Source organism: Phyllobacterium sp. A18/5-2 (genome assembly GCF_025452215.1).
Classification (GTDB): Bacteria; Pseudomonadota; Alphaproteobacteria; order Rhizobiales; family Rhizobiaceae; genus Phyllobacterium; species Phyllobacterium sophorae.
The window spans coordinates 201214-225267 of sequence record NZ_CP104968.1 but is presented as its reverse complement, the minus strand read 5'-3'; the positions used below and the strand labels follow the sequence as shown (position 1 = coordinate 225267).

Genomic DNA, 24054 nt, shown 5'->3' with positions numbered 1-24054 from the left:
GCTTGAAGCGAGATATTCGGTATCCACTAGACGACCGTTTCGCCGCCATCCACCACAAGTGCTTGCCCGGTGATATAGGATGAACGGTCCGAAGCCAGAAAAAGGATCGACTCAGCAATTTCATCGACGCTGGCCCAGCGTCCAAGCGGCACCTGCTGGCTGACATAGGCTTCGACCGCCTCACGCCCGCCCATTTGGGCGATGAATGGTTCATTGAAGGGCGTATCCACCCAGCCGGGGCACAGAGCGTTCACGCGGATCCTGAACTTCGCATAATCACCGGCCATCTGCCGGGTCATGGCAATAACGGCATGCTTGGTTGTGGTATAGGCGATCATCTCGCGATCATAGAGTACGCCCGACGATGACGACGTGTTGAGAATGACGCCGCGTCCTGCAGCTTTCATCACCGGCATGACGAGACGCGCCGCCATGAAATGCGCGCGAACATTCAAGCTCCACGAGCGGTCGAACCCCTCGATATCCACCTTCTCAAGGTTGCCTGCGACCTGCGCGCCGGCATGATTGTGCAAAATGTCGATGCGGCGATGCCGGGTGACGATAGAGGATATACCCGCTGCGAGCGCATGATCGTCGGTGACATCGACGATCATCGGTTCGGCACTTCCACCTGCCTTGGTGATGTAATCTACCGTGTTCGCCGCACCTTCCGCATTTTGATCGGCGACGATTACATGGGCGCCTTCACGCGCGAGGATGGCGGCGCCGGCCTGGCCTATTCCGGAGCCAGCTCCGGTCACGATAGCAATGCGATCTCTGAGGATCATGGGTGTTTCCTGTATCAGTTTGTTGGTTTTTTCTCACGCATCAGGATGCGTGCAATCAGGATCATCATCAGCGAAGCGACAAGGACCAGCGTGGCGACTGCGTTGATTTCCGGCGTGACGCCCCGGCGGATCGAGGCGAAGACGTAGATCGGCAAGGTTGTCTTCGAGCCCGCAACGAAAAATGCGATGATAAAATCGTCGAAGGAGAAGGTGAAGGAAAGCAGAAAGCCTGCGAGCACCGAAGGAAGGATTTGCGGCAGCACGATGAGCCGGAATGTGGTGAGCGGTGTCGCATAGAGATCGCTGGAGGCCTCGACAATGTCCCTGCCAAGGCTGGCGATACGGGCCTTGACGATCATCGTCACCAGCGCCATCGAAAAGAGGCCGTGGGCGGCAATAATGGATCCATAGCCAAGGCCAAGTTGCGGCGGATTTTCGCCAGGCCATACCGAGGCCAAAACCGGATTCATGAAGGAGAACACTTCAACCAGGGCGACCAGCGTGGCAATGCCGATGACGACACCCGGTACGACGATGGCGGCGGCGAACAGGCCGTCAAGCACCGCTCGGGAGCGAGGGCGCAGCCGCTCCATGCCAAGCGCTGCCATTGTGCCGAATACGGCGGCGAGCGTTGCGCTGGTCAGGGCGATGATCAGGCTGTTCTGCAGCGCGGCCACGAGGAAGGTATTACCGAGCGCCTTGCCATACCACATGGTCGAAAAGCCGGTGAACTCGCTGGCATTGCGGCCGGCGTTGAAGGAGAACAGGACCACAAGCGCGATAGGCGCATAGAGGAACAGGTAGACGGCTGAAATAAAGGCACGCATCAAACGAGGTCCACCTGTCTTGTTCCGGCGATCTTCCAGGCAATCCGCATGGCGATCAAAAGCACGAAGACCACGACGACCACGAGAGTGACGGCGATCGCCGAGCCGAATGGCCAATTGCGCGATTGCAGGAAGAGATCCACAAGCGCATTGCCGATGAAGAACACCTTGCCGCCGCCAAGCAGCTGCGGGATCAGATATTCGCCGAGCAGGAGAATGGTAACGAGCGCCAGACCGGTCATAACCCCGGGCAGGGGAGAGCGGCAGCGTCACGCTGAAAAAGGTGGAGACCGGCTTGGCGCCGAGATCGGCGGAGGCTTCGAGCAGGCGGCGATCTAGTTTTTCGAGGCTGACATAGATCGGCATGATCATTAGCGGCAGATAGCCATAGACGATGCCCAGAAGCACGGCGCCGGGCGTATTGAGAATACGGATGTCCTCGAAGCCGATCATGTCCAGAAGATGAGGAATGCCGCGGGAGCCGAGGAGATACATCCACGCATAGGTGCGCACCAGCAGGCTTGTCCAGAATGGAACGACGACGAGGGATACGAGGAGCAACCGGTAACGCGGGCTGGCCCTGACCGCCAGATAATATGCGACCGGATAGGCGACGACGAGACAGACCAACGAGCCGACCGGTGCAAGAACAAGAGTGTTCCAGAAGGCAGCGGAGCGGGCCGGAAGATTGGCGAATTGAGCAAAGGTGAAGGCCGGCTGGTAGCCGCCCTCAGGAGCTCGCTCACCGACGGAAAAGACCAGCATTGCGATGAATGGCAGCACAAGAAAGATGAAAAAGCCACGCCACGGCCGGCGCGACAAGCGCCGCCGTGACCATCCCTCGTTTTGTGTTTAGTGCCAATGTCATGGGGATCTCTCTAACGATCGATGCTTTGCCTCCCCTCGCCACACTGGGGGGAGAGGAGGCCGGGGTGTTTCGTCAGGCGGACTTGAAGCGCGCCATGACCTCGGCGCGTGCCGGATCGGTGAGGGTGACGGCAGCGCCGAATTCCAGCGGCGTCAGCTCAGCTTCCGGCGGATAGACGATGGTGTTGGATGTGACTTCCTTTGGCAGGAGCGAGAGCACTCGGCTGTCGGTCGTTGGCGCTCCATTGGCAATATGTTCCTTCACGGCATTGGCCGGATCCATCAGATAGTTCAGCAGAGCGTAGCCCGCGGGCTTGTTGGCGGCGCTTTTCGGAATGGCATAGAAATCAGACCAGATCTCGCCGCCATCCTTGCCAAGGACGAATTTGATCTCGGGAACGTCGCGGTTCAACTGTGCGCCGTCATTGGTCCAGCACATCGTCATCCAGGCGTCCCCTGCGCGCATACCCGGCTGGTAGTCACTGTTGATGGCGTAGAGGTGCGGCTTGACCTTGATGAGTAGCTCTTCCGCCTTGGCGAGCTCTTCGGGCTTAACCGAATTGAAGGAATAACCAAGCGAGACCAGCGCATTGCCGATCGTCGTCAACTGATAATCGTGTACCATGACGCGCCCGTCAGCCTCTCCCTGGGCAACCTCGAAGAAGTCCTTCCAGCTCGTGACGGGCGTCTTGATCTTCGTGGAGTTGAGAGCGATGCCAGTCGTTCCCCAGTTTTTCGGTACCGCATAGGTCGTACCGTCGACCACGCCTTCGGCGGTGAAGCGCGCCGTTTCCGTCGAGGCGTTGTAGTTGGGCACTTTTGCCATATCGAGCGGGTCGATAAGACCAAGTTTGACATAGGTAGAGATAGTGTAGTTGGTCGGCACGAACAGATCCCAGCCGGTGCCGCCGGCCTGCAGCTTGGCCAGCATTTCCTCGTTGGAACCGAAGACATTGACTTCGACGGCAACGCCGGTCGCTGCGGTGAAGGCTTCGAAGGTCGCGGGGTCATGGTAGTTCGGCCATGTGGCGATCGACATCTGCTTGCCGAGGTCTTCGGCAAAGGCGGGCGTCGAGAGAAGGCCGGTCTCGCGCGCCAGTACGGCCGATGCAAGGCCAAGGCCGGTGACGCCGAGGAAATGCCGGCGCGTGACCGATCCGCGTTTGAGGCGCATCAGTTCATTTGTCAGTTGTTCGACGGAAATTGGGGCATTCTGTTTGTATGACTTAGACATGAAGATGTTCCCTTTTTTGGTTGTGTTCAAGCCGGAAAGATATGTGCGGCGCCGGGGTCGAAGTTCAGCACGACCCTTTCATTCGGTTCGACAAGCTCGCCGTCGGCGAGGTCGCTCCGGTCGGCAGTGACGAGGAAATCGCCAAGGCCCTCGACGGCAATGGAATATTCGGCGGATGATCCAAGGAAGATGCGGTGGGTGACGATGCCGGAAAACTTGCCGGACGCCGAGCCATTTTGCCGATGCAGGCTGATTGCTTCCGGGCGGAGCGCCAGGATAGCGGAGCCAGATTTGAGACCCGCTCGGCCGGGTATCGACAGCGCGCTGCCATCGGCAAGGCGCAATGTGGAGCCATCTGCTTCGACGGTTGCGGCAATGCGATTGGTCTTGCCAACGAAATCCGCCACGAAGAAGTCCGTTGGGTGATCATATACGTCCCGCGGCGCTGCGAGCTGGACGATACGTCCGGCATTCATCACACAGACGAGATCGCTCATCGACAAAGCTTCCTCCTGGTCATGCGTTACCAGGACGAAGGTAATGCCGAGTTCCCGTTGGAGTGTCTGCAATTCGATCTGCATGGCGGTGCGCAATTTCTTGTCGAGCGCCGCAAGCGGTTCATCGAGGAGCAGGACGGAAGGCTTGTTCACCAGCGCACGCGCCAGCGCCACACGCTGCTGCTGGCCGCCGGACATCTCGTGGATGCGGCGCTTGCCGAAGCCACCGAGCCGGACCATCTCCAGCGCCTCATTGGCGCGTCGGGAAATTTCCCTGGCATTGATCCTGGGGCGCGCTTGCCTCAGCCCATAGGAGACGTTCTGCTCGACGTCAAAATGCGGAAAGAGTGCATACTGCTGGAACACCATATTGACCGGACGGCGATATGCCGGGACACCGTTCATAGGCTGACCGTTGATCAAGACTTCGCCGGTTGTGGGCTGTTCGAAGCCGCCGATCATCCGCAGGCACGTGGTCTTGCCGCAACCGGATGGGCCAAGCAGCGCAACGAACGCGCCCTTTGGTACCTGAAGATTGATGTCGGAGACGGCAGTCACAGCGCCATAGGATTTGCTGACCGACCGGAATTCGATGTCGTTCGTTAAAGCGGATATCACGTTGGTCCCCTGCGGCTTGAGTTAACAGAAGCAGTCTTCGCTGCCTTCTTGCCACCGTCATTCTTGACAGCCTAATCAACAAGCGGCTGCGCGGTATATACCCCGAAAGAGGTATTTCAACCGAACAATGCCAATGTAAGGTATATGCCTGGAGCGGGAAAACATGAGCTGCAACGAGGGGGAGTCCAATGAGCGTCGACGTCGAGATGCTGTTCGATGCATTCCGCCAGTTCGTAGGCAAATCGTCGTTGGTGCCGCGGGAATTTGGCCATCTCTTCGGACAGACCATGCATGCGCTGGTGAAGTTCGACTACATCGTGGTGTTTGCCTATCGCAGCAATGAGCGTCCTATCGATCTCTACAGCACTTTCGATCCGGCGGAGCATGTAATTTTTGTCAGCTTGTATCAGGCAGGGCCTTATCTGCTCGATCCATTCTATCACACGGCGCGGGCTCCCAAGCCCGGTGTCTGGCGCATGCGCGAACTTGCGCCTGACCGGTTCTTTTCAAGCGAATATTACCGTACCTATTATGTGCAGACCGGCCTTGCCGAAGAAATCGGGTTCTTCGTTCCAGTCGGAAACGACATTACGATCGTGCTGTCATTGATGCGGCGCGGCGAGACGGGACCATTTCCGGCGCAGGAGTTCTCGCTGCTGCGCAAGGCCGATCCGCTGGTCGCAACGCTCGTAAGGCAATATTGCTCGGACATCGGCCATCTTTTCGATGCGGCCGTGGCAAAGCAAGGCCGGGGGCGGCGAAAGGCCAAGTTGAATGCGGCCGATACAGTCTGGCGCGACCTCAATCTCACCGACCGCGAAGCGGCGATCATTGAACTGGTGCTTCAAGGGCATTCATCGGAATCGATCGGGTTAAGGCTAAGTATTGCAACCGGAACGGTGAAGGTGCATCGGCGCAACGTCTATCGAAAGCTGGGTATTTCATCGCAAACACAGCTTCTATCGATCTACCTGAAACAATTGAACGAGCATTAGCGCTGTAGCATTCAAACAAGAAGCGCATGCCACGGGCTGCCCCAGGGCAGGCCGTCGGATAGTTCAAGCAAGCAGGAGCGGGATGCCGAGGTCGCGGTAAGGGGCGAGCGGTTCGTCAACCATGTCCCTGGCCGCGACGATGCCGGTGAGGTTATCAACGCCCATGATCCGAAAGGGGGAGGCAAGGCCGAATTTTTCTGGCGTCGCGAGTACGTAGGTGCTGGCTGCTTGCTGGGCGATCGCATGTTTCACGGCGGCCTCCTCATAATCGCCCGTGGAAAGGCCATGCACCGGATGGAGGGCGGTGATGCCAAGGAAGAAAATATCGACTCTCATCTGCGCGATGGAAGCAATCGCCGCAGCGCCGGTGGCCACCATTGAATGTTTGTAGAGCCTGCCGCCAATCAGGATTACCTCGGCGTCATGACGCTCCAGTTCGCTCGCGATTGTCGGGCTGTGTGTGATCACAGTAATGCGCATTTCCCGCGGCAGCGCTCTGGCGAGATGTGCATTTGTCGTTCCGCCATCGAGAAAGATTATCTGCCCATTCTTCACGAGGTCTGCTGCCCTGCGGCCAAGGCTCTGCTTTGTTCCGTCTGAAATCTCCCGCCGCGCCGCTAAATCCGGCAGCGGCGGCGTCAATGGCAGGGCTCCACCATGAACGCGTTGAAGCAGGCCTTCGGCCGCCATCTCCCTTAAATCACGCCGGATTGTGTCTTCGGAGACGCCTAGCTCGTCAGCCAATGGCTTGGCGATGATTTGCCCATCGCGATTGAGGCGCGCGGTGATTAGGGCGCGCCGTTGAATGGTCAGCATTGAATCCTCCTTGACTCTGCACGATAATGCATGAAATATCACGAAAATCCAGAAATTTCTGGATATTTCATGCAAATGGAGGAATTTCATGCTTATTCTCATCGCGGGGCCCTATCGGTCCGGCACGGGCGACGATGCACCGAAAATGAAGGAGAACCTGACGCGGCTCGAGCGGCCGTCTTATGCGCTCTTTAGAGCTGGGCATATTCCGATTATCGGCGAGTGGGTCGCACTGCCCGTATGGAATGCAGGGGGAGGAAAGTGCGTTGGGGATGATCTTTATAACGAGGTTTTTCACCCAGTTGCTGGCCGGCTCTTGCAACTCTGCGACGCGGTGCTGCGACTGCCGGGGGCATCAAAAGGCGCAGATAATGACGTTCGTATCGCCGAGGAACGCGGTATTCCAGTCTACTATCGACTGGAGGACGTGCCTGGTTGCGCGGGGGCCGATATCCCGCTTGACAGGTAAAACGGAGGACGGGGCGCCGGGGCGTCGAACGCCCCCGGCACTTCGCTGCATTTGCAGCTTGCTTTTATTTTGTTATATTTATTACAAATTGTGGAAGTCTATGGCGGAATATCCTCAATCGGGGTTCTGCCCCCTTTTTGGAGAGGATGACATGGTCAGCCGGAAAGCGAAGCGCATTAGGGATCTTTCTGAGGCGCTCACAGAGCGTCGTGTATTGCATCTAAGGGACGCCGCGCTTTTGCTCAACGTGTCGGAAATGACGGTCCGGCGTGATGTTGCTGAAAATCCAGGCCAGTTTGGTTATCTCGGCGGACATATAGTCCCTGTTGCCGATATCGACGGCGACGTTCCATACGAATTGGCGAGAGCTGCGGACAGCCATGCCTCGGCAAAGCGAGAGGCGTGCGCGCGTGCTGCCAAATACATCCGGCGTGATGAAACAATATTCATCGATTGCGGCACAACGCTTCTCAGTCTGATTGACTATATTCCAGATGATTATTCAATCACTGCTGTATGTTATGCATTAAATGTCGCGGAGAAGCTGACCCGGAGAGCGAACGTCAGTGTCGTGATGCTCGGTGGGCTGTATCATCCGTCATCGGCTTCTTTTTCGGGGGCTTCCGGGCTCGATACCTTGAATTATCTCGGTATTAACACCGCCTTCATTTCCGCAGCTGGGGTAGATTTGAACCGGGGCGCGACATGCGCGCACTTCCATGAAGCTCCAGTGAAGCAGAAGGTTATATCGCTGGCACAGAAGAGCTTTCTGGTGGTGGACCGCAGCAAGTTTGGCAAGATCAAGCCGGCTTTTTTCGCTCCAATCGGAGCATTTCAGGCGGTCATCACCGAAGAGGGTGAAACAGATATTACATATCCACAGTAGCGCATTGCGCACAAAAGTCAGACGCCGGATATTTTTGTACAGACCCTTGACGGTCTGGCGTTTTGATGAAAACATAACAGAAATGTTGGTATAAATATAACAAGAATGCCAATGACCGGAGATTGGCGAAACCAGGATCCCTGGAGGAGTTTGCGTGGAGAAATTCGGTGTGAGTGCAGTGGCGATACCTGATGATACCCATCTGTTGCCGGCCGATGCCGGCGCAATGCGACGCCAAACTCTGTCAAACGGATGGCCACGCAATCCGGGGATGGAACTGGATCTGTCCTGGGTACTGGACACGCGCATCAATCTTTCTTCCGCGGAGCGGCGCGTCGCCTCCCTTTCTGGGCGGCGAACGGTGAAGAAGGACGCACAGGCGGCCTGGCTTCTCAAGGCCGTGACCTGCATTGATCTGACAACCCTCAACGGTGACGATACGCCCGAACGCGTCAAGCGGCTCTGCGCCAAGGCCATGAACCCGGTGCGTCTGGATATTCTGGAAGCGCTTGGTATGGACAAGCGTGCGATTACCACGGGTGCTATCTGCGTATATCACCGCTATGTTACGACAGCCGTTGAAGCGCTTGGTGACTCGGGGATTCCTGTTGCAGCCGTTTCTACCGGTTTCCCGGCGGGCCTCAGCCCACACCATCTCAAGGTGAAAGAAATCGAAGCATCCGTCGCCGACGGTGCGAAAGAGATCGACATCGTCATCACGCGCGAGCATGTGCTTACGGGCGACTGGCTGGCGCTTTACCGGGAAATGCAAGACTATCGGGCCGCCAGCGGCGAGGCCCATGTCAAGGCGATACTTGCGACGGGCGATTTGAAGACGCTGCGCAATGTGGCGCGTGCCTCCCTGGTTTGCATGATGGCGGGTGCTGATTTCATCAAAACGTCCACCGGCAAGGAAGGTGTGAACGCTACGCTTGGCGTAACGCTCGCCATGCTACGGATGATCCGGGCCTATGAGGAGCGCACCGGTTTCAAGGTCGGCTACAAGCCGGCTGGCGGCATCTCAGCGGCTAAAGACATCCTGAACTATCAATTCCTGATGAAGGATGAGCTTGGCCGTGAATGGCTGGAGCCTGACCTTTTTCCGCATCGGTGCCTCAAGCCTGCTCGCCGATATCGAACGCCAGCTGGAACACCATGTCACTGGCGCATACTCGGCGCTCAACAGACACCCGATTGGATGATGCAGATGACTGTCGCAGATTATTTTGACGAAATGTCCTATGGACCTGCACCGGAAGCCGATATCGAAGCGCGCACTTGGCTGGCACGAAATGCATCGGGTTTCGGCCACTTCATCGACGGCACCTTCGTACCATCTGCATCGGGCAGGAGTTTCGATACTTTCGAGCCTGCCACCGGCAATTTCTTGGCGAGATTGGCTTCTGGCGACAAGGCCGATGTGGACAATGCGGTCGGCGCAGCCCGCAAGGCACAGACATTGTGGGCGAAGCTGCCGGGCCATGCCCGCGCCCGTCACCTCTACGCACTCGCCAGAACGATCCAGCGGCACGCCCGCCTGATTGCCGTTGTCGAGGCCATCGACAACGGCAAGCCGATCTCGCGAGACCCGTGACATTGACGTGCCGCTGGCGGCGCGCCATTTTTATCACCATGCCGGTTGGGCACAGATTCAGGAAACGGAATTTGCCGATCATCTGCCCGTCGGCGTCGTAGGCCAGATCATTCCATGGAACTTTCCGTTCCTGATGCTCGCCTGGAAAGTGGCACCTGCGCTGGCACTCGGCAATACCGTCGTGTTGAAGCCCGCCGAATTCACCTCGCTGACTGCGCTTCTTTTCGCGGAGCTGGCCGCGAAGGCCGGTCTTCCGGGGGCGTGCTCAACATTGTTACCGGCGAGGGCGAAACCGGCGCGCACATTGTCGAGCACGGCGATGTCGACAAGATTGCCTTTACGGGATCGACGGAAGTTGGTCGGATTATTCGTGAACGGACCGCCGGCAGCGGCAAATCGCTTACGCTGGAACTCGGCGGAAAATCGCCTTTTATCGTCTTTGACGACGCGGATATCGATGGTGCGGTCGAAGGCGTCGTCGACGCAATCTGGTTTAATCAGGGCCAGGTCTGCTGTGCGGGTTCCCGATTGCTCGTGCAGGAAGGTATAGCCGACCTTTTTCACAAGCGGCTGAAACGCCGTATGCAGACGTTGCGCGTCGGGCAACCGCTGGATAAGTGCATCGACATGGGCGCGATCGTTGCTCCGGAGCAACTCGACCGTATTGAAGCGCTCGTTAAACAAGGCGTGGCGGACGGGGCTGCACTGCACCAGGCGAAAATCGAGATGCCCAAAGGTGGAAGTTTCTACCCGCCGACACTGCTCAGCGGCGTCCAGCCGACTTCCATCGTCGCCACTGAAGAGATCTTCGGCCCCGTCGCTGTTTCCATGACGTTCCGCACGCCAGAAGAAGCGATACAGCTCGCCAACCATTCGCGCTACGGGCTGGCGGCCAGTGTTTGGAGCGAAACAATAGGCTTGGCGTTGAACGTCGCGGCAAAACTTGTCGCGGGCGTGGTGTGGGTGAACGCGACCAATCTCTTCGATGCCTCAGCGGGTTTTGGTGGAAAACGCGAATCCGGGTTCGGCCGGGAGGGCGGACGCGAAGGATGTTATGAGTATTTGAAGCCGAAAGCCTGGTTCGGGCGTAAGCTCCGCGCACTGCCAAATCTGCCCGAACTGAAAGCGGTTTCCGGTGATTTTGGCTTATCCACCATCGACCGAACTGCCAAATTGTTTATCGGGGGCAAGCAGGCGCGACCGGACGGCAACTATTCGCGCGCGATTGTCTCGCCTAAGGGTAGGAAGCTTGGCGAAGTCGGGGAGGGCAATCGCAAGGACATCCGCAATGCCGTCGCGGCCGCGCAAGGCGCGACCGCCTGGTCGAGCGCAACCGCTCACAATCGGGCGCAGATACTCTACTACATCGCGGAAAACCTCAGCGGCCGCGCGGATGAGTTCGCCGATCGAATTGGTACGATGAGCGGCACCTCGGCAGCCGCTGCAAAAGCGGAGGTTGACGCTTCAATCTCGCGTTTGTTCACCTACGGCGCCTGGGCAGACAAATTCGAGGGTGTGGTTCATACGCCACCGCTTCGGGGGGTCGCTCTCGCAATGCCAGAACCACTCGGCGTAGTGGGCGTTATCTGCCCGCCAGAAGCCCCATTGCTTGGCTTCATCAGTCTGGTGGCACCGCTGATTGCTACCGGCAACCGGGTCGTCGCCGTACCGAGCGAACCTTATCCGCTGGCTGCCACGGATCTCTATTCCATTCTCGAAACCTCGGATGTACCGGCCGGTGTCGTCAACATCGTCACCGGATCGGCAGGTGAACTTGCAAAGACCCTTGCCGCGCACAACGATGTGGATGCACTGTGGGCTTTCGGAACAACGGAGCTTTCGACCATGGTGGAAATGCTGTCGGCCGGCAATCTGAAACGGACTTTTGTTGACTATGGCGAGTTGACGGACTGGATGGACAGGGCGGCAGGGGAAGGCGCATTGTTTCTGCGCCGTGCCGTCGATGTCAAGAATATCTGGATCCCTTACGGCGAATAGGGGTCTGCGCTCCCGGCCGATAAGGAACGGATGGTGGCGAAGTGGGATAAATGGCATTTGCCAGCGGGCGATGGCTGGTGGCTTCGAGGATATTTCTCGGTGCGTTGCCGGGGAAATGACGATCAGGGAGGACTTCTATGCTCAAGAATATTGATCCGGCTCTCAATGCGGATGTCCTGCATGCGCTGCGTTCCATGGGACATGGCGATACGCTTGTCGTATCGGACACCAATTTCCCTTCCGAGGCGATCGCGCGGCAGACCCGGCTTGGCAAACTCTTGCGGATCGACAACGTGCCGGCCGCTCGCGCAATCAGGGCCATCTTGTCGGTGATGCCTCTGGATACGCCGCTGCAACCGTCCGCGGGACGCATGGAAATCATGGGCGCTCCGGGTGAAATTCCTCCGGTACAGCGGGAAGTTCAAGTGGAGATCGATGCCGCCGAAGGCAAGTCGGCGCCGATGTACGGCATTGAGCGCTTCGCCTTCTACGAGGAAGCCAAGAATGCTTATTGCGTGATCACCACTGGAGAAACCCGCTTCTATGGCTGCTTCCTGTTCACCAAGGGCGTCATACCGCCGGACTCCATTTGAGCGAGTTGCGGCATGACCCGTAACGATCCCATCAAACATGTCTTCATCTGGCCGGCACTGCTGATCGTGCTGGTTATCTCGATCTTTCCGCTGATCTATTCGCTGACAACGAGCTTTATGAGCCTGCGGCTCGTGCCGCCAATCCCACCGCGCTTTGTCGGCTTCGGCAACTATATTGAACTCCTGCAGAATCCGCGGTTCTGGCACGTGGCGCGGACGACGTCGATTATTGCCTTTATCGCGGTCGCGTTGCAGTACATCATTGGCTTCGCTATCGCGCTGGCCCTCAACGCCAGGGTTCCCGGTGAAGGCATCTTCCGCGTTGGCTTCTTGCTGCCGATGCTGGTGGCACCGGTGGCCGTGGCTCTCATCGCCCGTCAAATTCTCAATCCGACCATGGGGCCGCTCAACGAACTCATGGCGGTTTTCGGGTTTCCTAACCTCCCGTTCCTAACGCAAACGAAATGGGCCATCGGCGCGATTATTTCTGTCGAGGTGTGGCAATGGACACCCTTCGTCATCCTGATGCTGCTCGCAGGACTTCAAACGCTGCCTGACGATGTCTATGAGGCGGCCGCCTTGGAGAATGCGAGCCCGTGGCAGCAGTTCTGGGGGATCACGTTTCCCATGATGCTGCCGATCTCCGTGGCGGTTGTGTTCATAAGATTGATCGAGAGCTACAAGATCATCGATACGGTCTTTGTCATGACCGGCGGAGGGCCCGGCATTTCCACGGAGACATTGACGCTCTTTGCCTATCAGGAAGGCTTCAAGAAGTTCAATCTTGGCTATACCTCAGCACTTTCCTTTCTGTTCCTCATCGTGATCACGATCATCGGCCTCGTTTACCTCGCCATCCTGAAGCCATATCTGGAGAAGCACAAATGAGCGTGCGCGCACTCAAAGGAAATGGCCGGTGGTGGGCTCTGGCGGGATGCCTGCTTTGGCTGACATTCACGTTCTTCCCGCTCTATTGGGTGGCGATTACATCCTTCAAGACCCCGCTTGGGGTGGTCGGCGGACCCACCTACATTCCGTTTGTCGATTTTGAACCGAGCCTGTCGGCCTGGAGAGAGCTTCTGTCGGGTCAGCGCGGCCAGTTCTACAATACCTTCATCGCATCGACGATCGTCGGCCTGTCTGCCTCACTGCTTGCGACGGTGATTGGATCTATGGCCGCCTATGCGCTGGTACGTTTCACTTTTGAAGTGAAACTGCTGTCCGCTGTTATTTTTGTCGTCATCGCTTTCGGTGGTTATCTGATCGGCTATAATTTTTTGGGCCTTCGTCAAGGACCATCGCTGATCTACGCCTTCGTGGCCGCGCTTTCGCTGGCAGTTGCGTCAAGCCGGCTGAGGCTCCCCGGACCGGTTCTGGGCAACAATGACATCGTTTTCTGGTTCGTGAGCCAACGCATGTTCCCGCCGATCGTCGCTGCCTTTGCCCTGTTCCTGATGTACACGGAAATGGGCAAGATGGGTGTGAAGCTGGTGGATACGTATGTCGGCTTGACCTTCGCCTATGTTGCCTTTTCGCTGCCGATCGTGATCTGGCTGATGCGCGACTTTTTCGAGGCATTGCCAATTGAGGTCGAAGAAGCGGCGATGGTCGACAATGTGCCGTCGTGGAGGATTTTCTTCGGCATCGTGGTGCCCATGTCCAAGCCGGGACTGATCGCTACGTTCATGATCACGCTAGCCTTCGTCTGGAACGAGTTTCTCTTTGCACTCTTCCTTACCAGTTCGAAATGGCAAACCCTTCCCATCCTGGTTGCTGGACAGAACAGCCAGCGCGGCGATGAATGGTGGGCAATATCGGCAGCCGCTTTGGTCGCGATCATACCTATGGTCATCATGGCGGGGATTTTGAGCAGGTTGATGCGGTCTGGCCTGCTTTTGGGAGCAATCAAGTGACCGTCCACGGTACACCATCATCATTTCAATCCAGGGAGGAACAGATGAGGAAATTCTTAATTGGTTCAACAGCCATGGCATTGCTCGCAATGTCCGGCGCCACATCGGCCTTAGCGTGCGATCCGGACTATACCGGCGTGACACTGTCGGCTACCACCCAAACGGGCCCGTATATTGCCTCGGCCCTGCAGCTTGCTGCCAAAGGCTGGGAACAAAAGACCTGCGGCAAGGTGAATGTTGTGGAGTTTCCCTGGTCCGAGCTCTATCCGAAGATCGTCACGACGCTCACCTCGGGCGAGGATACGTTCGACGTGATCGCCTTTGCCCCGGCCTGGGCGCCGGATTTCACCGATTATCTTTCGGAAATGCCCAAAGCCATGCAGTCGGGCCCTGACTGGGAAGACATCGCGCCCGTCTATCGCGAATCGCTGATGGTGTGGAATGGCAAGGTGCTGTCGCAGACCATGGATGGCGACGTGCACACCTATACCTATCGCATCGATCTCTTCGAAAACCCGGATAACCAGAAAGCCTTCAAGGAAAAGTATGGCTATGATCTGGCCCCGGCGAAGACCTGGAAGCAATATCTCGACATTGCCGAATTCTTCCAGCAGCCCGACAAGGGGATCTGGGGTACCGCGGAGGCTTTCCGTCGTGGCGGCCAGCAGTTCTGGTTCTTCTTCAGTCATGCGGCAGGCTATACCAACCACCCCGATCACAAGGGCTCGATGTTCTTTGATCCAGACACAATGGATGCGCAAATCAACAACCCCGGCTGGGTGCGCGGCCTTGAGGAGTATATCCGCTCGTCAAAGCTGGCGCCTCCAAATGCCCTCAACTTCTCCTTCGGCGAAGTAAATGCGGCCTTTGCCGGCGGCCAGGCGGCCGAGTCTATCGGCTGGGGCGATACTGGCGTGATTGCCGCCGATCCGAAACAATCAAAAGTCTCGGGCAATGTCGGGTCGGCCATGCTGCCCGGTTCCGATGAGATCTGGAACTACAAAACCAAGAAGTGGGACAAGTTCGACCACGTCGTCGGATCTCCCTTCATGGCGTTTGGCGGCTGGCAGGCTGCTGTTCCAGCTTCTTCCACGAAGCAGGAAGCCGCCTGGGACTATATCAAGTATTTGACCAGTCCCGAAGTTTCCGGTCAGGCAGCGATCACCGGCGGTACCGGTGTGAACCCCTACCGCATTTCGCACACCACCAATCTCGATCTGTGGTCGAAACTATTCAGCCAGCGCGAGGCCAAAGAATATCTTGGCGCTCAGAAGGATTCTGTGACGGCGAAGAACGTCGCTCTCGATATGCGTCTGCCCGGGTACTTCTCTTACACGGAAATCCTCGAAATCGAGCTTTCCAAGGCGCTTGCCGGTGAATCCACACCGCAACAGGCGCTCGACAGTGTCGCCGAGCAGTGGAACAAGCTGACAGATGAGTTTGGGCGCGACAAGCAGCTGGCAGCTTATCGGGCATCGATGGGCCTTCCACAAAAATAGGCTTATGACGTCGTCCCGCTCCGGAAGTTTCCGGGGCGGGTCCTCAACTCTCTCGAAAAGGGCAAAGCATGTCCCAAGTGCGTTTGGAACAGGTCACCAAATCTTTTGGTGGCGTTTCGGTCATCCCACCGCTTGATCTGGTAATCGCAGACAAGGAATTCGTGGTTCTGGTTGGCCCCTCCGGCTGCGGCAAGACCACCACCTTGCGGATGATTGCTGGACTGGAGCAGGCCACATCTGGCGAAATCCGTATCGGTGACCGCGACGTTACAGCCCTTCGACCTGGCCTGCGCAATTGCTCCATGGTCTTCCAGAATTATGCACTCTATCCTCATATGACAGTTGCCGAGAATATTGGCTACGGCATGAAAGTACGTGGCACGACCAGGGCCGAAATCGACAAAGCCGTGACGGAGGCTGCCCGTATCCTCAATCTAGGTGCTTATCTTAACCGCAAGCCAAGTGCGCTCTCGGGCGGCCAGCGTCAGCGTGTTGCCATTGGCCGCGCCATTGTCCGTCAACCGGACGTATTCCTGTTCGATGAGCCGCTGTCGAACCTTGATGCCAAGCTGCGTATCGAAATGCGTACAGAAATCAAACTGTTGCATCGCAGGCTGCAGACTACCATCGTCTATGTGACGCATGACCAGGTGGAAGCCATGACGATGGCGGATCGCGTTGTGGTGATGAACCAGGGTCGTATCGAACAGGCGGCAGATCCAATTACGCTCTATGAGTTGCCAAAGAATATTTTCGTGGCGGCTTTTATCGGTGCGCCGAGTATGAATTTCATAGAGGGTTCATTGGAGCGCAGCGGGACTGCCATGATGTTCCGTACCGCGGGCGATGTGGTGATCCCCATCCCGGAAAACCGGGTGGCCAAGCTGGCGGAAGCTACCGGCAAACCCGTTGTGCTCGGCATTCGCCCCGAGCACACGATGACCGTCGATCCCTCCTTCCCGACGATCCCGTTGAAGGTCGCCGATATCGAACCGCTTGGGCCCCATACCCTGGCCATTGGCACGGCCGGCACCGCGCCTTTCACGGCTCAGGTGTCTGCGGGCTCAAGAATCGCCCACGATGATGTCATCAACGTACCGATCGAGCCTGACAAGATGCACTTCTTTCTGAAGAGCACGGGCGAGGCGATTGGCCGGTAATCCGAAGAGACCGGCCAATGGAGAATGATCCTCAGCCTGCCGGCTGTTTGGTCTTGCGCAGATAGGGCAAGACACGCTCGAATCCACCGAAACGTTGCATCGCGTCCTCATCCGAAACAGCAGCGGTAATGATGACATCCTCACCCTGTTTCCACTGGGCAGGGGTTGCGACCTGGTGCTTGGCGGTCAGCTGAATGCTGTCGATGGCACGCAGAATTTCATCGAAATTGCGACCCGTCGTCATCGGATAGGTGATGGTGAGCTTAACCTTCTTGTCGGGACCAATGACGAAAACAGAGCGCACGGTCGCGTTGTCCGCGGGCGTGCGGCCTTCTGAAGTGTCACCTGCCCCGGCCGGCAGCATGTCGTATAGCTTCGCGATTTTCAGGTCTTTGTCACCGATGAGTGGATAATCAACCTCGTGACCTGTCGCCGCCTTGATATCCGCTTTCCATTTGTCATGGCTTTCAACGGGATCAACCGAAATGCCGATGATCTTGGCATTCCGCTTGGCAAATTCTGGTGCGAGCCCAGCCATATAACCGAGTTCGGTGGTGCACACTGGAGTAAAATTCTTTGGATGGCTGAACAGCACAGCATAGCTATCCTTGATCCAGTCATGAAAATGGATTTCGCCCTGCGTTGTTTCGGCGGTAAAATCCGGGGCAGTGTCATTGATGCGAAGGCCCATCGCTATTCTCCCATCTTTATGTGGAATGGTTGCCGAATCTGAGGGAGCACTGGCCAGCTCCGCGAGCGTGGCTCCATGCTGGTCTCAGGCTTTCAGGTTATCACGAGCGTGTGCGAAAGAACATCACTGTCGCCTCAATCCCGCGCACCCAAATCGTGCAGCAAAATTTCAAGCGGTTGGGGGCGATGAAACAGAAACCCCTGGCCATAGCCAATGCCCAGTGACCGCAAAATGGTGACAGCATCCGTATCTTCAACATGTTCGGCAACAACGTCGACACCGAGCTCACGCGCCACACCGCCAATGGACGCGACAACGGCCTGATTCAACCGGCTATTGGACAATTTTTCGATAAATGCCCCGTCTATCTTGATGCTGTCCACGTTGAAGTGATGCAAGTATCCAAATGAGCTGAGACCTGCCCCAAAGTCATCGAGACTAATACGGCATCCTGCGGCCCGGGCTTTCCTGACAAACTGTTCCGCTACCTCGTAATTATTGACAGCGGTCGTCTCAGTTATCTCAAATATAAGGCGTGATGGGGCGACATTTGTTTGCTCCATTATTGACTGCAAGAATGACCAGAGGGTCGGGTCGCTGATTGTATTTGCCGACAGGTTGATTGCTATGGAGACATTGTCCATCGTCATCAACCGGTGTCCATATGTCTCCAGCGTATGCTGGATGATCCACCTGTCTATGACCCCCATGAGTCCGAAGCGTTCCGCCGCCGGTATGAATTCGGACGGAGGGATGACGGTCCCGTCATTTGTGGTCATTCTCGAAAGAATCTCGATGTATACAACATGGTCTGTTGTATCGGAGATTTCGCGGATCTGTTGACCATAAACCTCCAGCCTGCCTGCTGACAGGGCTTCCAGAATACCCGAAGCAGCCTGGATGCTCGCTAAATTCTGACGCGCCGCGCCAGTGTCGGGATCGTAGATTGCGGTTCGATTGCGACCTTCCGCCTTGGCGGCGTAACAGGCCGCGTCGGCACGCGCTATTATTTCACTGAGAGTAAGTTCCGCATCATCCAGAACAGCGATACCAATGCTGGCGCCTATCTCCTGGATCTTTCCACCCCAATCCAGGCGAATTTCGCGGATTTCGCCGATGAGTTGCGCAGCAACCTGTTCTGCATACTCAAAATCCGAGATGGGGATCAAAGCCGCAAATTCATCACCCCCAAGCCGCCCGAGAATCGCTTCATTGGGAAGAGCATTCTTCATGCTCGAAGTCGCCATTTTCAGTAAAGCATCTCCAGCAGCATGACCAAGCGTGTCGTTGACCATCTTGAAGCGATCGAGATCGATGTAGAGCAATGCATGACAGGTGACACCAGGGGCCTGCTCAATCGCCGACGAAGTTGCCAATTCAAACGCCCTGCGATTGAGGAGTCCGGTAAGAGCGTCATGGGTGGCTGCATGCGAAAGTTCCCGCTGCAAATGGCGTGCGGTCGTGACGTCTTGAACGACCAGGACCGAACCGGTGACGGCGCCAGTTGCATTGAAAATGGGCGAGGCGAGGTCTCGTATGGAACGGCGCTCTCCATCGCTTCGCACCAAGAGAGCATTTTCTTCGCGGTCGACGGTCGACCTGCTTTCCATCGCCCGCCTTGTAGCCGAAGTGAGAATGTTCCCGGTCCCTTCGTCAATGAGATTGAGAATGTTGCCCACGGGCAATCCAATCAGCGATGTTGCGTCGCGCAAAAGCAATCTTTCGGCCGCAGGATTGGCGAATGTAACGCGGTCTTCAACATCGGTCGTCAGGACCGCGTCGCCAATGGACTGGAGTGTAACGCGATACAGGTCCTTTTCTCGCGCCAGCGCCTCTGCGTTGAGAACCTGCTCGGTGATGTCCCATATGCTGCCTATCAACATATGAGCGACGCTTTCCTGCCGCACGAGGCGGGCAAGGGCAAAAACATGCCGAATTTCACCGTTCGGCTTGACGATGCGGTAGCTCATCTTCATTGGCGCGCCGGTTTTGAACGTATCTTCAATTGCCCGTTCCGCCATCGCTGCGTCGTCTGGATGCAGCAGTTTGTGCCATGTAACCCTCGGCACTTCCTCCGGACCTGGGCCTATCCCAAATATCTCACGCATCCGCCGATCCCACAGGACGGTTTCGGTTTCTATGTTGAAGTGCCAAAGGCCGACTTGACCGGCATCAAGTGCGAGTTGAACGCGTTCATTCAGCAGAGTCAGATGATGCTCGGCGTTCTTTTGATCGGTAATGTCTGTTTGGACACCAATCATTCTTGTTGGCTTTCCGGCATCGTCCCATTCGACGACACGTCCGCGGTCCAGCACCCATACCCAGTGCCCATCCTTATGCCGCAATCTGAACTCTGTTTCGATCTGGGTGGTTTCGCCGGAAATATGCCGCTCACCGCTCTCGATCGCCCGCTGCCGATCGTCGGGATGAATTAGTGTCAACCAGAGATCGCCGCGGTCACCAAGTTCATCCTCCCGGTAGCCAAGCATCTTCTTCCAAGTCGATGAATAATAGCATTGGCCGGTCACGAGGTTGGAATCCCAGACGCCAAGCCCGGCCGATTCCAGCGCAAAGCTCCACCGATTAGCTTCAGCTTTGTCGGGTGCCGTATGTAGTCTCGAGTGCAGGCGCATATTGCGAACGTCTGTCATGCCGGGAAGCTACCACGGAAAGCGGCAAAATACAGTTAATGTCTGACCGTCGCGCATCTCAATATTGCAACGCAGCATTATATATTGCAATGCAGCAAGAAAGGAGTATCTTTTCAAAGGAGGCGGGACAACTGTTCACATAGGGGTGACGCAATGCTTCAAGTCGTAATTCTGATCTGTTCAGCAAATCTTTCGCAGGTCGATTGTCAAACGAACACTGCACTTGATGTGATTATAGGTCCACAGGTGAGCAACGCGATGATGTGTGGGCTGCAAGGTCAAGCTTATATCGCTAACACAGCCATCGTCGGCCGTTCTTCGAACGAATATGTGAAGATCAGATGTTCGCCTTCAAAGGCCGCAAAAGCGGCACAACGACTATAGAATTGCGTCCTTGAGTTCATAGACTGCAACTCTGCAGCTGGGCCGCATAGCTATTGGCCATCTCGGCTGTGCTACGGGCGACTTTCTGCATGTTTGCGTTGCGTTGCCAATCCCCACGGGCAAAGGCAGATTGCCCAAAATAATATGCCAGATACAAATGGTATGCGTCGTCAATCGCAATGCCGTTCTTCAGGTGACTTTGCTGATGATACCAGCCGATAAAGTTCACAGCGTCGGCAAAATCGTTGCGATCCGCCCCATATTTGCCTGTTTCTCGCTTGTATTGCGCCCATGTACCGTCGAGAGCCTGTGAGAAACCATAGGCGCTTGAGGGACGCTTCCACGGAATGAAACCGAATAGTTTGGTGCGGGGAGGGCGGGAGTTTGCTTTGTAGCCGGACTCCTTGCGGATGGTCGCCATCAGGATCGGGACCGGCACTCCATATTCTCTCTCCGTTTGCTTGGCTGCGACGTACCAGTTGTCGAACCAGCCATCTTTTTGCTCAAAGACGGCACAGACGTTATTGATTTGGCCGGGCGCAGAAGCACAGCCTGCAAGAGCCAGCAACACTACGGTTACCGTGGCGAATGTTAGTCGCGTTCGCAGCATGGCCCATCGTATAATGCGCAAAGGTTAAGAGTTTTTTGCCAAATGCGCGCCGCCATCCGTGGTGCTGGTGCTCCAGCTGGATTTCAATTAGCATATTTGAAATTGTGATACGCGACTGAACACCTGACATCTTCAAGGAAGATCGGAGGCGTGAAGTGGTCCTTTCGTTCGCTGATATTTTCCAGAACGAACTCGATGCCATCAATTACCGGCGCCGCGCAATTCAAAGTGGCGTGCTTGCGCAGACTCGCGCAAGCAATCGCACTGCAAAAGACGTTCCATCAGGCCCAGCGCCCGTCCGTCAGCCGTCTGTCACCCCGCGAAAAGAGGTGTCGCTTGAGCAGGGTGTTACCTCAAACCGGGAGACTATCCGTGTCTCGGGGGGCAATGGCCTGATTGGCCTGGCATTGTCAGGCGGGGGAATCCGCTCGGCCTCATTCTCACTTGGCGTATTGCAGGCACTTGATTCACTTTCGAATCACGATGAATCCGAGGTTCTCGATGCAATTGACTACATCTCGGCCGTCTCTGGTGGTGGATATATCGGAACTTCTCTTGTCGCTGGCCTTATGCAGGAAAATGCCACGTTTCCATTCGACAGCAGGCTCGATGAACAAGAGACTCCAGAGACTCAGCATTTGCGAGATTTTTCAAACTTTCTGGCCCCGAATGGAATGATTGACTACCTGGTGAGCGCTGCGCTCGTGTTGCGGGGCCTCCTCGTCAATGTCGTGATGGTTCTACCGGTTCTGCTTCTCCTTGCTGTCTTTACGATTGCTTCAAATCCCCTGGTAAGCAATCCTGATTTGTATAGACCGTTTCCACAGACCCTCAATCTCATCGTTGTCACAGCGGTGCTGATGTTCGGAAGCGCCATATACACATCGCTGACGTTCCGCACAGGCAGCCTCCGATCTCGAGAAAATCTCGGGCGGGTTCTCGGTTTGATGTTGATTTTGGTCGTGCTGGCTGCCCTGTTCGAAGCACAGCCATTTGTCCTCGCCGGCATGGTGACCGGTACAACCAATGCGGCAAACACCAGCATGGAGCCGGTGTCGGCGGAAAGCCTCCTTTCGCAATTTGCAAAGTTTCTTCCGGCGCTCGCGGCCTTTCTGGCGCCTCTGGCGGCGATCCTCGTCATGGTTGCTCAAAAATTGGCAAATTTGGCAAAGGCTTCATTGGGAGAAGCCACTTGGACGGCAATCGCAAAAAAGTATGCGAGCCGTGTAGCCCTCTATTTTGCAGCGGTGATTGTGCCACTGCTCCTTTGGATCGCTTATATCTATCTGAGCTTTTGGGCCATTCGAGCCGATGCCGGGGTCGGCTGCGGAGTAAAGACCCCCGGCTGGTTGCAAGAGCTGACCATGTGCGATGTGAACTGGTCCTTGCCCTCGTTGCAAGGAATAGGGCCAATAGGCACGTCATATCTCATTGCCGCAAGTGTCCTCGTGGCACTAACGCTGCTGATTGGGCCGAACTCGAACTCGCTTCACCGGCTCTACCGCGATCGCCTTAGTCGAGCCTTCCTGTTCGAGCGAGCCATGATTGGTTCGCGAAACGCCGCCAGCGCCGTAGACACTTGGAAATTCTCATCGTTGAAACCTCAGGATAGCGAGACGGGCGTCTGGTTGCCCGCCACGGCCTTCGCACCTTACCTCCTCACGAATACGGCAATTAATCTTGAGGGTTCGGAGGAGTTGAACAAGCGCGGGCGGAACGCGGATACCTTCATCTTCAGTCCCCTTCATGTGGGGAGCCGCTGGACGGGCTATGTGCCGATAAGAAAGATGGAGGCGGTCGTCCCGGATCTTAGCCTGGCGACAGCAATGGCTGTATCCGGTGCTGCGGCTTCCGCGAATATGGGGCGGAGCACAATCAAGGTCCTGAGGTTTAGTCTTTCGCTGCTGAATATCCGGCTCGGGTACTGGCTGGCCAATCCGGGCAAGTTGGACGCTTTTCGCCACCGGTTAAATCGTTGGCGCGCAAACATTGGGAGCTGGTTTTTTGCAGTCGAAACGGCGGGCTTGTTGAATGAGAAGAGGCTCAATGTATACCTTACTGACGGAGGGCACATCGAAAACCTCGGCATCTACGAACTCCTTCGACGCCGTTGCAAAGTCATTATTGCCGTCGATGCGGACGCTGACCCGAACATGACATTCCCCTCACTCGTGAATCTGGAAGTGATGGCGCGTATTGACCTCGGGGTCAGAATTGAGCTGCCATGGCAGACCCTCCAGAGCGGCACTCTTGGCGTGACATCTACTGCGCTATATGGACCCGACGGGCCTCCTGGGGCGCACGGTCCGCATGCTGCAATCGGCATCATCAGGTATAATGATGATGAACGCGGCGTTCTTATATATATCAAGTCATCGCTTAGCGGCGACGAGAATGATTACGTTCTCGACTACAAGCGGCGTAACGTTGCTTTTCCGCATGAAACCACCATCGATCAGTTTTTCAGCGAAGAGCAATTTGAGGCCTATCGTTGCCTTGGCTTTCATGCAACGCATCGGCTTCTTGACGGCACCGACGATTTTGCAAAACCGGAATCGCCTCATCCCGGTTGGAAAGAGGAGGTTACCACGGCGCTGGAATTGCTAAATATCCCACCTGCCATGAGACTTTCGATAATTGCCCATATCTCCACTCCGTCAGAAATTGACGAATGATCAATCTCGGCCTTGGCTGCGTGTCGCGGTAGGGAATCTGTTTATTGGAACCCGCCATCTTGGTTCTAATCCCTTTGGGTTAGGAGTGGCTAGGCTCATCCGAAGAGATTGCAAGTCATTCAAAGAATGTTATTATATTGGACAGTTCAGTCCGTTGTAAGACCGCATTTATTGACAGTCATGCAAGGCAAGATTTACCAGAAATACGATCTGTAATGCATAGCCGCCACCTATAAGCGAGGCTCTCTTGGGTCCGCTGTTGAGTATTTGTCGCGCCGGTGCCAGTACC

The 24054-nt window shown here is 56.3% G+C and carries 19 protein-coding genes and 3 pseudogenes; 13 read left to right on the top strand and 9 right to left on the bottom strand.

All coding sequences use genetic code 11. The features are described from left to right. Positions 1-26 precede the first annotated feature (26 nt). From N8E89_RS27510 to N8E89_RS27490, 5 genes and pseudogenes are all read right to left on the bottom strand, one after another. Positions 27-788, bottom strand: coding sequence for an SDR family NAD(P)-dependent oxidoreductase (locus N8E89_RS27510; protein ID WP_262263683.1), 762 nt, complete (start codon positions 786-788; stop codon positions 27-29). Between the two features lie 14 nt (positions 789-802). Beyond that, complete coding sequence (locus N8E89_RS27505) at positions 803-1615, bottom strand: ABC transporter permease (RefSeq protein ID WP_262263682.1); 813 nt, start codon at positions 1613-1615, stop codon at positions 803-805. Next, positions 1615-2483 (bottom strand): annotated as a pseudogene (locus N8E89_RS27500) (ABC transporter permease). The gene N8E89_RS27505 and the pseudogene N8E89_RS27500 overlap by 1 nt, the downstream one beginning before the upstream one ends. A 72-nt stretch (positions 2484-2555) precedes the next feature. Further along, on the bottom strand, positions 2556-3716 hold the full coding sequence (locus N8E89_RS27495) for a polyamine ABC transporter substrate-binding protein (RefSeq protein WP_262263681.1): 1161 nt from the start codon (positions 3714-3716) through the stop codon (positions 2556-2558). A 26-nt stretch (positions 3717-3742) separates the two neighbouring features. Next, the gene (locus tag N8E89_RS27490; protein WP_262263680.1) at positions 3743-4831 is read right to left on the bottom strand and encodes an ABC transporter ATP-binding protein; all 1089 of its coding nucleotides are present in this window, start codon (positions 4829-4831) and stop codon (positions 3743-3745) included. A gap of 188 nt (positions 4832-5019) precedes the next feature. Between N8E89_RS27490 and N8E89_RS27485 the strand changes: the two genes are divergently transcribed. Beyond that, positions 5020-5826 (top strand): helix-turn-helix transcriptional regulator, encoded by an 807-nt coding sequence (locus N8E89_RS27485; RefSeq protein ID WP_262263679.1) that lies wholly within the window; start codon positions 5020-5022, stop codon positions 5824-5826. 63 nt (positions 5827-5889) lie between these two features. On the opposite strand, the gene N8E89_RS27480 is transcribed toward N8E89_RS27485, so the two are convergent. Next, positions 5890-6642, bottom strand: coding sequence for a DeoR/GlpR family DNA-binding transcription regulator (locus N8E89_RS27480; RefSeq protein WP_262263677.1), 753 nt, complete (start codon positions 6640-6642; stop codon positions 5890-5892). Positions 6643-6730: 88 nt separating this feature from the next. On the opposite strand from N8E89_RS27480, the gene N8E89_RS27475 reads away from it, so the two are divergent. The 11 genes and pseudogenes from N8E89_RS27475 (at position 6731) to N8E89_RS27435 (ending at position 16754) form a co-directional block, all read left to right on the top strand. Beyond that, positions 6731-7111, top strand: coding sequence for a DUF4406 domain-containing protein (locus N8E89_RS27475; protein WP_262263675.1), 381 nt, complete (start codon positions 6731-6733; stop codon positions 7109-7111). Positions 7112-7262: 151 nt separating this feature from the next. Beyond that, positions 7263-7997 (top strand): DeoR family transcriptional regulator, encoded by a 735-nt coding sequence (locus tag N8E89_RS27470; RefSeq protein ID WP_262263708.1) that lies wholly within the window; start codon positions 7263-7265, stop codon positions 7995-7997. 226 nt (positions 7998-8223) lie between these two features. Beyond that, positions 8224-9199: pseudogene (deoC, locus tag N8E89_RS27465) on the top strand (deoxyribose-phosphate aldolase). Beyond that, positions 9196-9591, top strand: coding sequence for an aldehyde dehydrogenase family protein (locus N8E89_RS29615; RefSeq protein ID WP_410010484.1), 396 nt, complete (start codon positions 9196-9198; stop codon positions 9589-9591). The pseudogene deoC and the gene N8E89_RS29615 overlap by 4 nt, the downstream one beginning before the upstream one ends. Before the next feature lie 7 nt (positions 9592-9598). Further along, a pseudogene (locus tag N8E89_RS29610) lies at positions 9599-10605 on the top strand (aldehyde dehydrogenase family protein); the annotation flags it as partial. 48 nt (positions 10606-10653) lie between these two features. Beyond that, positions 10654-11589 (top strand): aldehyde dehydrogenase family protein, encoded by a 936-nt coding sequence (locus N8E89_RS29605; RefSeq protein ID WP_410010486.1) that lies wholly within the window; start codon positions 10654-10656, stop codon positions 11587-11589. A 137-nt stretch (positions 11590-11726) separates the two neighbouring features. After that, a complete protein-coding gene (locus N8E89_RS27455) occupies positions 11727-12182 on the top strand; it encodes an RbsD/FucU family protein (protein ID WP_262263674.1) in 456 nt (151 codons plus the stop codon). A gap of 12 nt (positions 12183-12194) precedes the next feature. Then, positions 12195-13070: a carbohydrate ABC transporter permease gene (locus N8E89_RS27450; RefSeq protein ID WP_262263672.1), complete on the top strand. Its 876-nt coding sequence runs from the start codon at positions 12195-12197 to the stop codon at positions 13068-13070. Beyond that, positions 13067-14095, top strand: coding sequence for a carbohydrate ABC transporter permease (locus N8E89_RS27445; protein ID WP_262263671.1), 1029 nt, complete (start codon positions 13067-13069; stop codon positions 14093-14095). The genes N8E89_RS27450 and N8E89_RS27445 overlap by 4 nt, the downstream gene beginning before the upstream one ends. Before the next feature lie 44 nt (positions 14096-14139). Further along, on the top strand, positions 14140-15594 hold the full coding sequence (locus tag N8E89_RS27440) for an ABC transporter substrate-binding protein (RefSeq protein ID WP_262263670.1): 1455 nt from the start codon (positions 14140-14142) through the stop codon (positions 15592-15594). 68 nt (positions 15595-15662) lie between these two features. Continuing rightward, a complete protein-coding gene (locus tag N8E89_RS27435; protein ID WP_262263669.1) occupies positions 15663-16754 on the top strand; it encodes an ABC transporter ATP-binding protein in 1092 nt (363 codons plus the stop codon). A gap of 31 nt (positions 16755-16785) precedes the next feature. On the opposite strand, the gene N8E89_RS27430 is transcribed toward N8E89_RS27435, so the two are convergent. From N8E89_RS27430 to N8E89_RS27420, 3 genes are all read right to left on the bottom strand, one after another. Further along, positions 16786-17445: a peroxiredoxin gene (locus tag N8E89_RS27430; protein ID WP_106665597.1), complete on the bottom strand. Its 660-nt coding sequence runs from the start codon at positions 17443-17445 to the stop codon at positions 16786-16788. A 134-nt stretch (positions 17446-17579) separates the two neighbouring features. Further along, a complete protein-coding gene (locus tag N8E89_RS27425; RefSeq protein ID WP_262263668.1) occupies positions 17580-20096 on the bottom strand; it encodes an EAL domain-containing protein in 2517 nt (838 codons plus the stop codon). Positions 20097-20496: 400 nt separating this feature from the next. Then, complete coding sequence (locus N8E89_RS27420; RefSeq protein WP_106665601.1) at positions 20497-21090, bottom strand: transglycosylase SLT domain-containing protein; 594 nt, start codon at positions 21088-21090, stop codon at positions 20497-20499. Positions 21091-21245: 155 nt separating this feature from the next. On the opposite strand from N8E89_RS27420, the gene N8E89_RS27415 reads away from it, so the two are divergent. Continuing rightward, positions 21246-23765: a patatin-like phospholipase family protein gene (locus N8E89_RS27415; RefSeq protein WP_262263666.1), complete on the top strand. Its 2520-nt coding sequence runs from the start codon at positions 21246-21248 to the stop codon at positions 23763-23765. The last annotated feature ends 289 nt before the right edge of the window (positions 23766-24054 follow it).

Bases quoted from the DNA above. Each gene is read 5' to 3' on its own strand.
- N8E89_RS27510 (WP_262263683.1), bottom strand. From the start codon at position 788: ATGATCCTCAGAGATCGCATTGCTATCGTGACCGGAGCTGGCTCCGGA.
- N8E89_RS27505 (WP_262263682.1), bottom strand. From the start codon at position 1,615: ATGCGTGCCTTTATTTCAGCCGTCTACCTGTTCCTCTATGCGCCTATC.
- N8E89_RS27495 (WP_262263681.1), bottom strand. From the start codon at position 3,716: ATGTCTAAGTCATACAAACAGAATGCCCCAATTTCCGTCGAACAACTG.
- N8E89_RS27485 (WP_262263679.1), top strand. From the start codon at position 5,020: ATGAGCGTCGACGTCGAGATGCTGTTCGATGCATTCCGCCAGTTCGTA.
- N8E89_RS27480 (WP_262263677.1), bottom strand. From the start codon at position 6,642: ATGCTGACCATTCAACGGCGCGCCCTAATCACCGCGCGCCTCAATCGC.
- N8E89_RS27475 (WP_262263675.1), top strand. From the start codon at position 6,731: ATGCTTATTCTCATCGCGGGGCCCTATCGGTCCGGCACGGGCGACGAT.
- N8E89_RS27470 (WP_262263708.1), top strand. From the start codon at position 7,263: ATGGTCAGCCGGAAAGCGAAGCGCATTAGGGATCTTTCTGAGGCGCTC.
- N8E89_RS29615 (WP_410010484.1), top strand. From the start codon at position 9,196: ATGATGCAGATGACTGTCGCAGATTATTTTGACGAAATGTCCTATGGA.
- N8E89_RS27455 (WP_262263674.1), top strand. From the start codon at position 11,727: ATGCTCAAGAATATTGATCCGGCTCTCAATGCGGATGTCCTGCATGCG.
- N8E89_RS27450 (WP_262263672.1), top strand. From the start codon at position 12,195: ATGACCCGTAACGATCCCATCAAACATGTCTTCATCTGGCCGGCACTG.
- N8E89_RS27445 (WP_262263671.1), top strand. From the start codon at position 13,067: ATGAGCGTGCGCGCACTCAAAGGAAATGGCCGGTGGTGGGCTCTGGCG.
- N8E89_RS27440 (WP_262263670.1), top strand. From the start codon at position 14,140: ATGAGGAAATTCTTAATTGGTTCAACAGCCATGGCATTGCTCGCAATG.
- N8E89_RS27435 (WP_262263669.1), top strand. From the start codon at position 15,663: ATGTCCCAAGTGCGTTTGGAACAGGTCACCAAATCTTTTGGTGGCGTT.
- N8E89_RS27430 (WP_106665597.1), bottom strand. From the start codon at position 17,445: ATGGGCCTTCGCATCAATGACACTGCCCCGGATTTTACCGCCGAAACA.
- N8E89_RS27425 (WP_262263668.1), bottom strand. From the start codon at position 20,096: ATGACAGACGTTCGCAATATGCGCCTGCACTCGAGACTACATACGGCA.
- N8E89_RS27420 (WP_106665601.1), bottom strand. From the start codon at position 21,090: ATGCTGCGAACGCGACTAACATTCGCCACGGTAACCGTAGTGTTGCTG.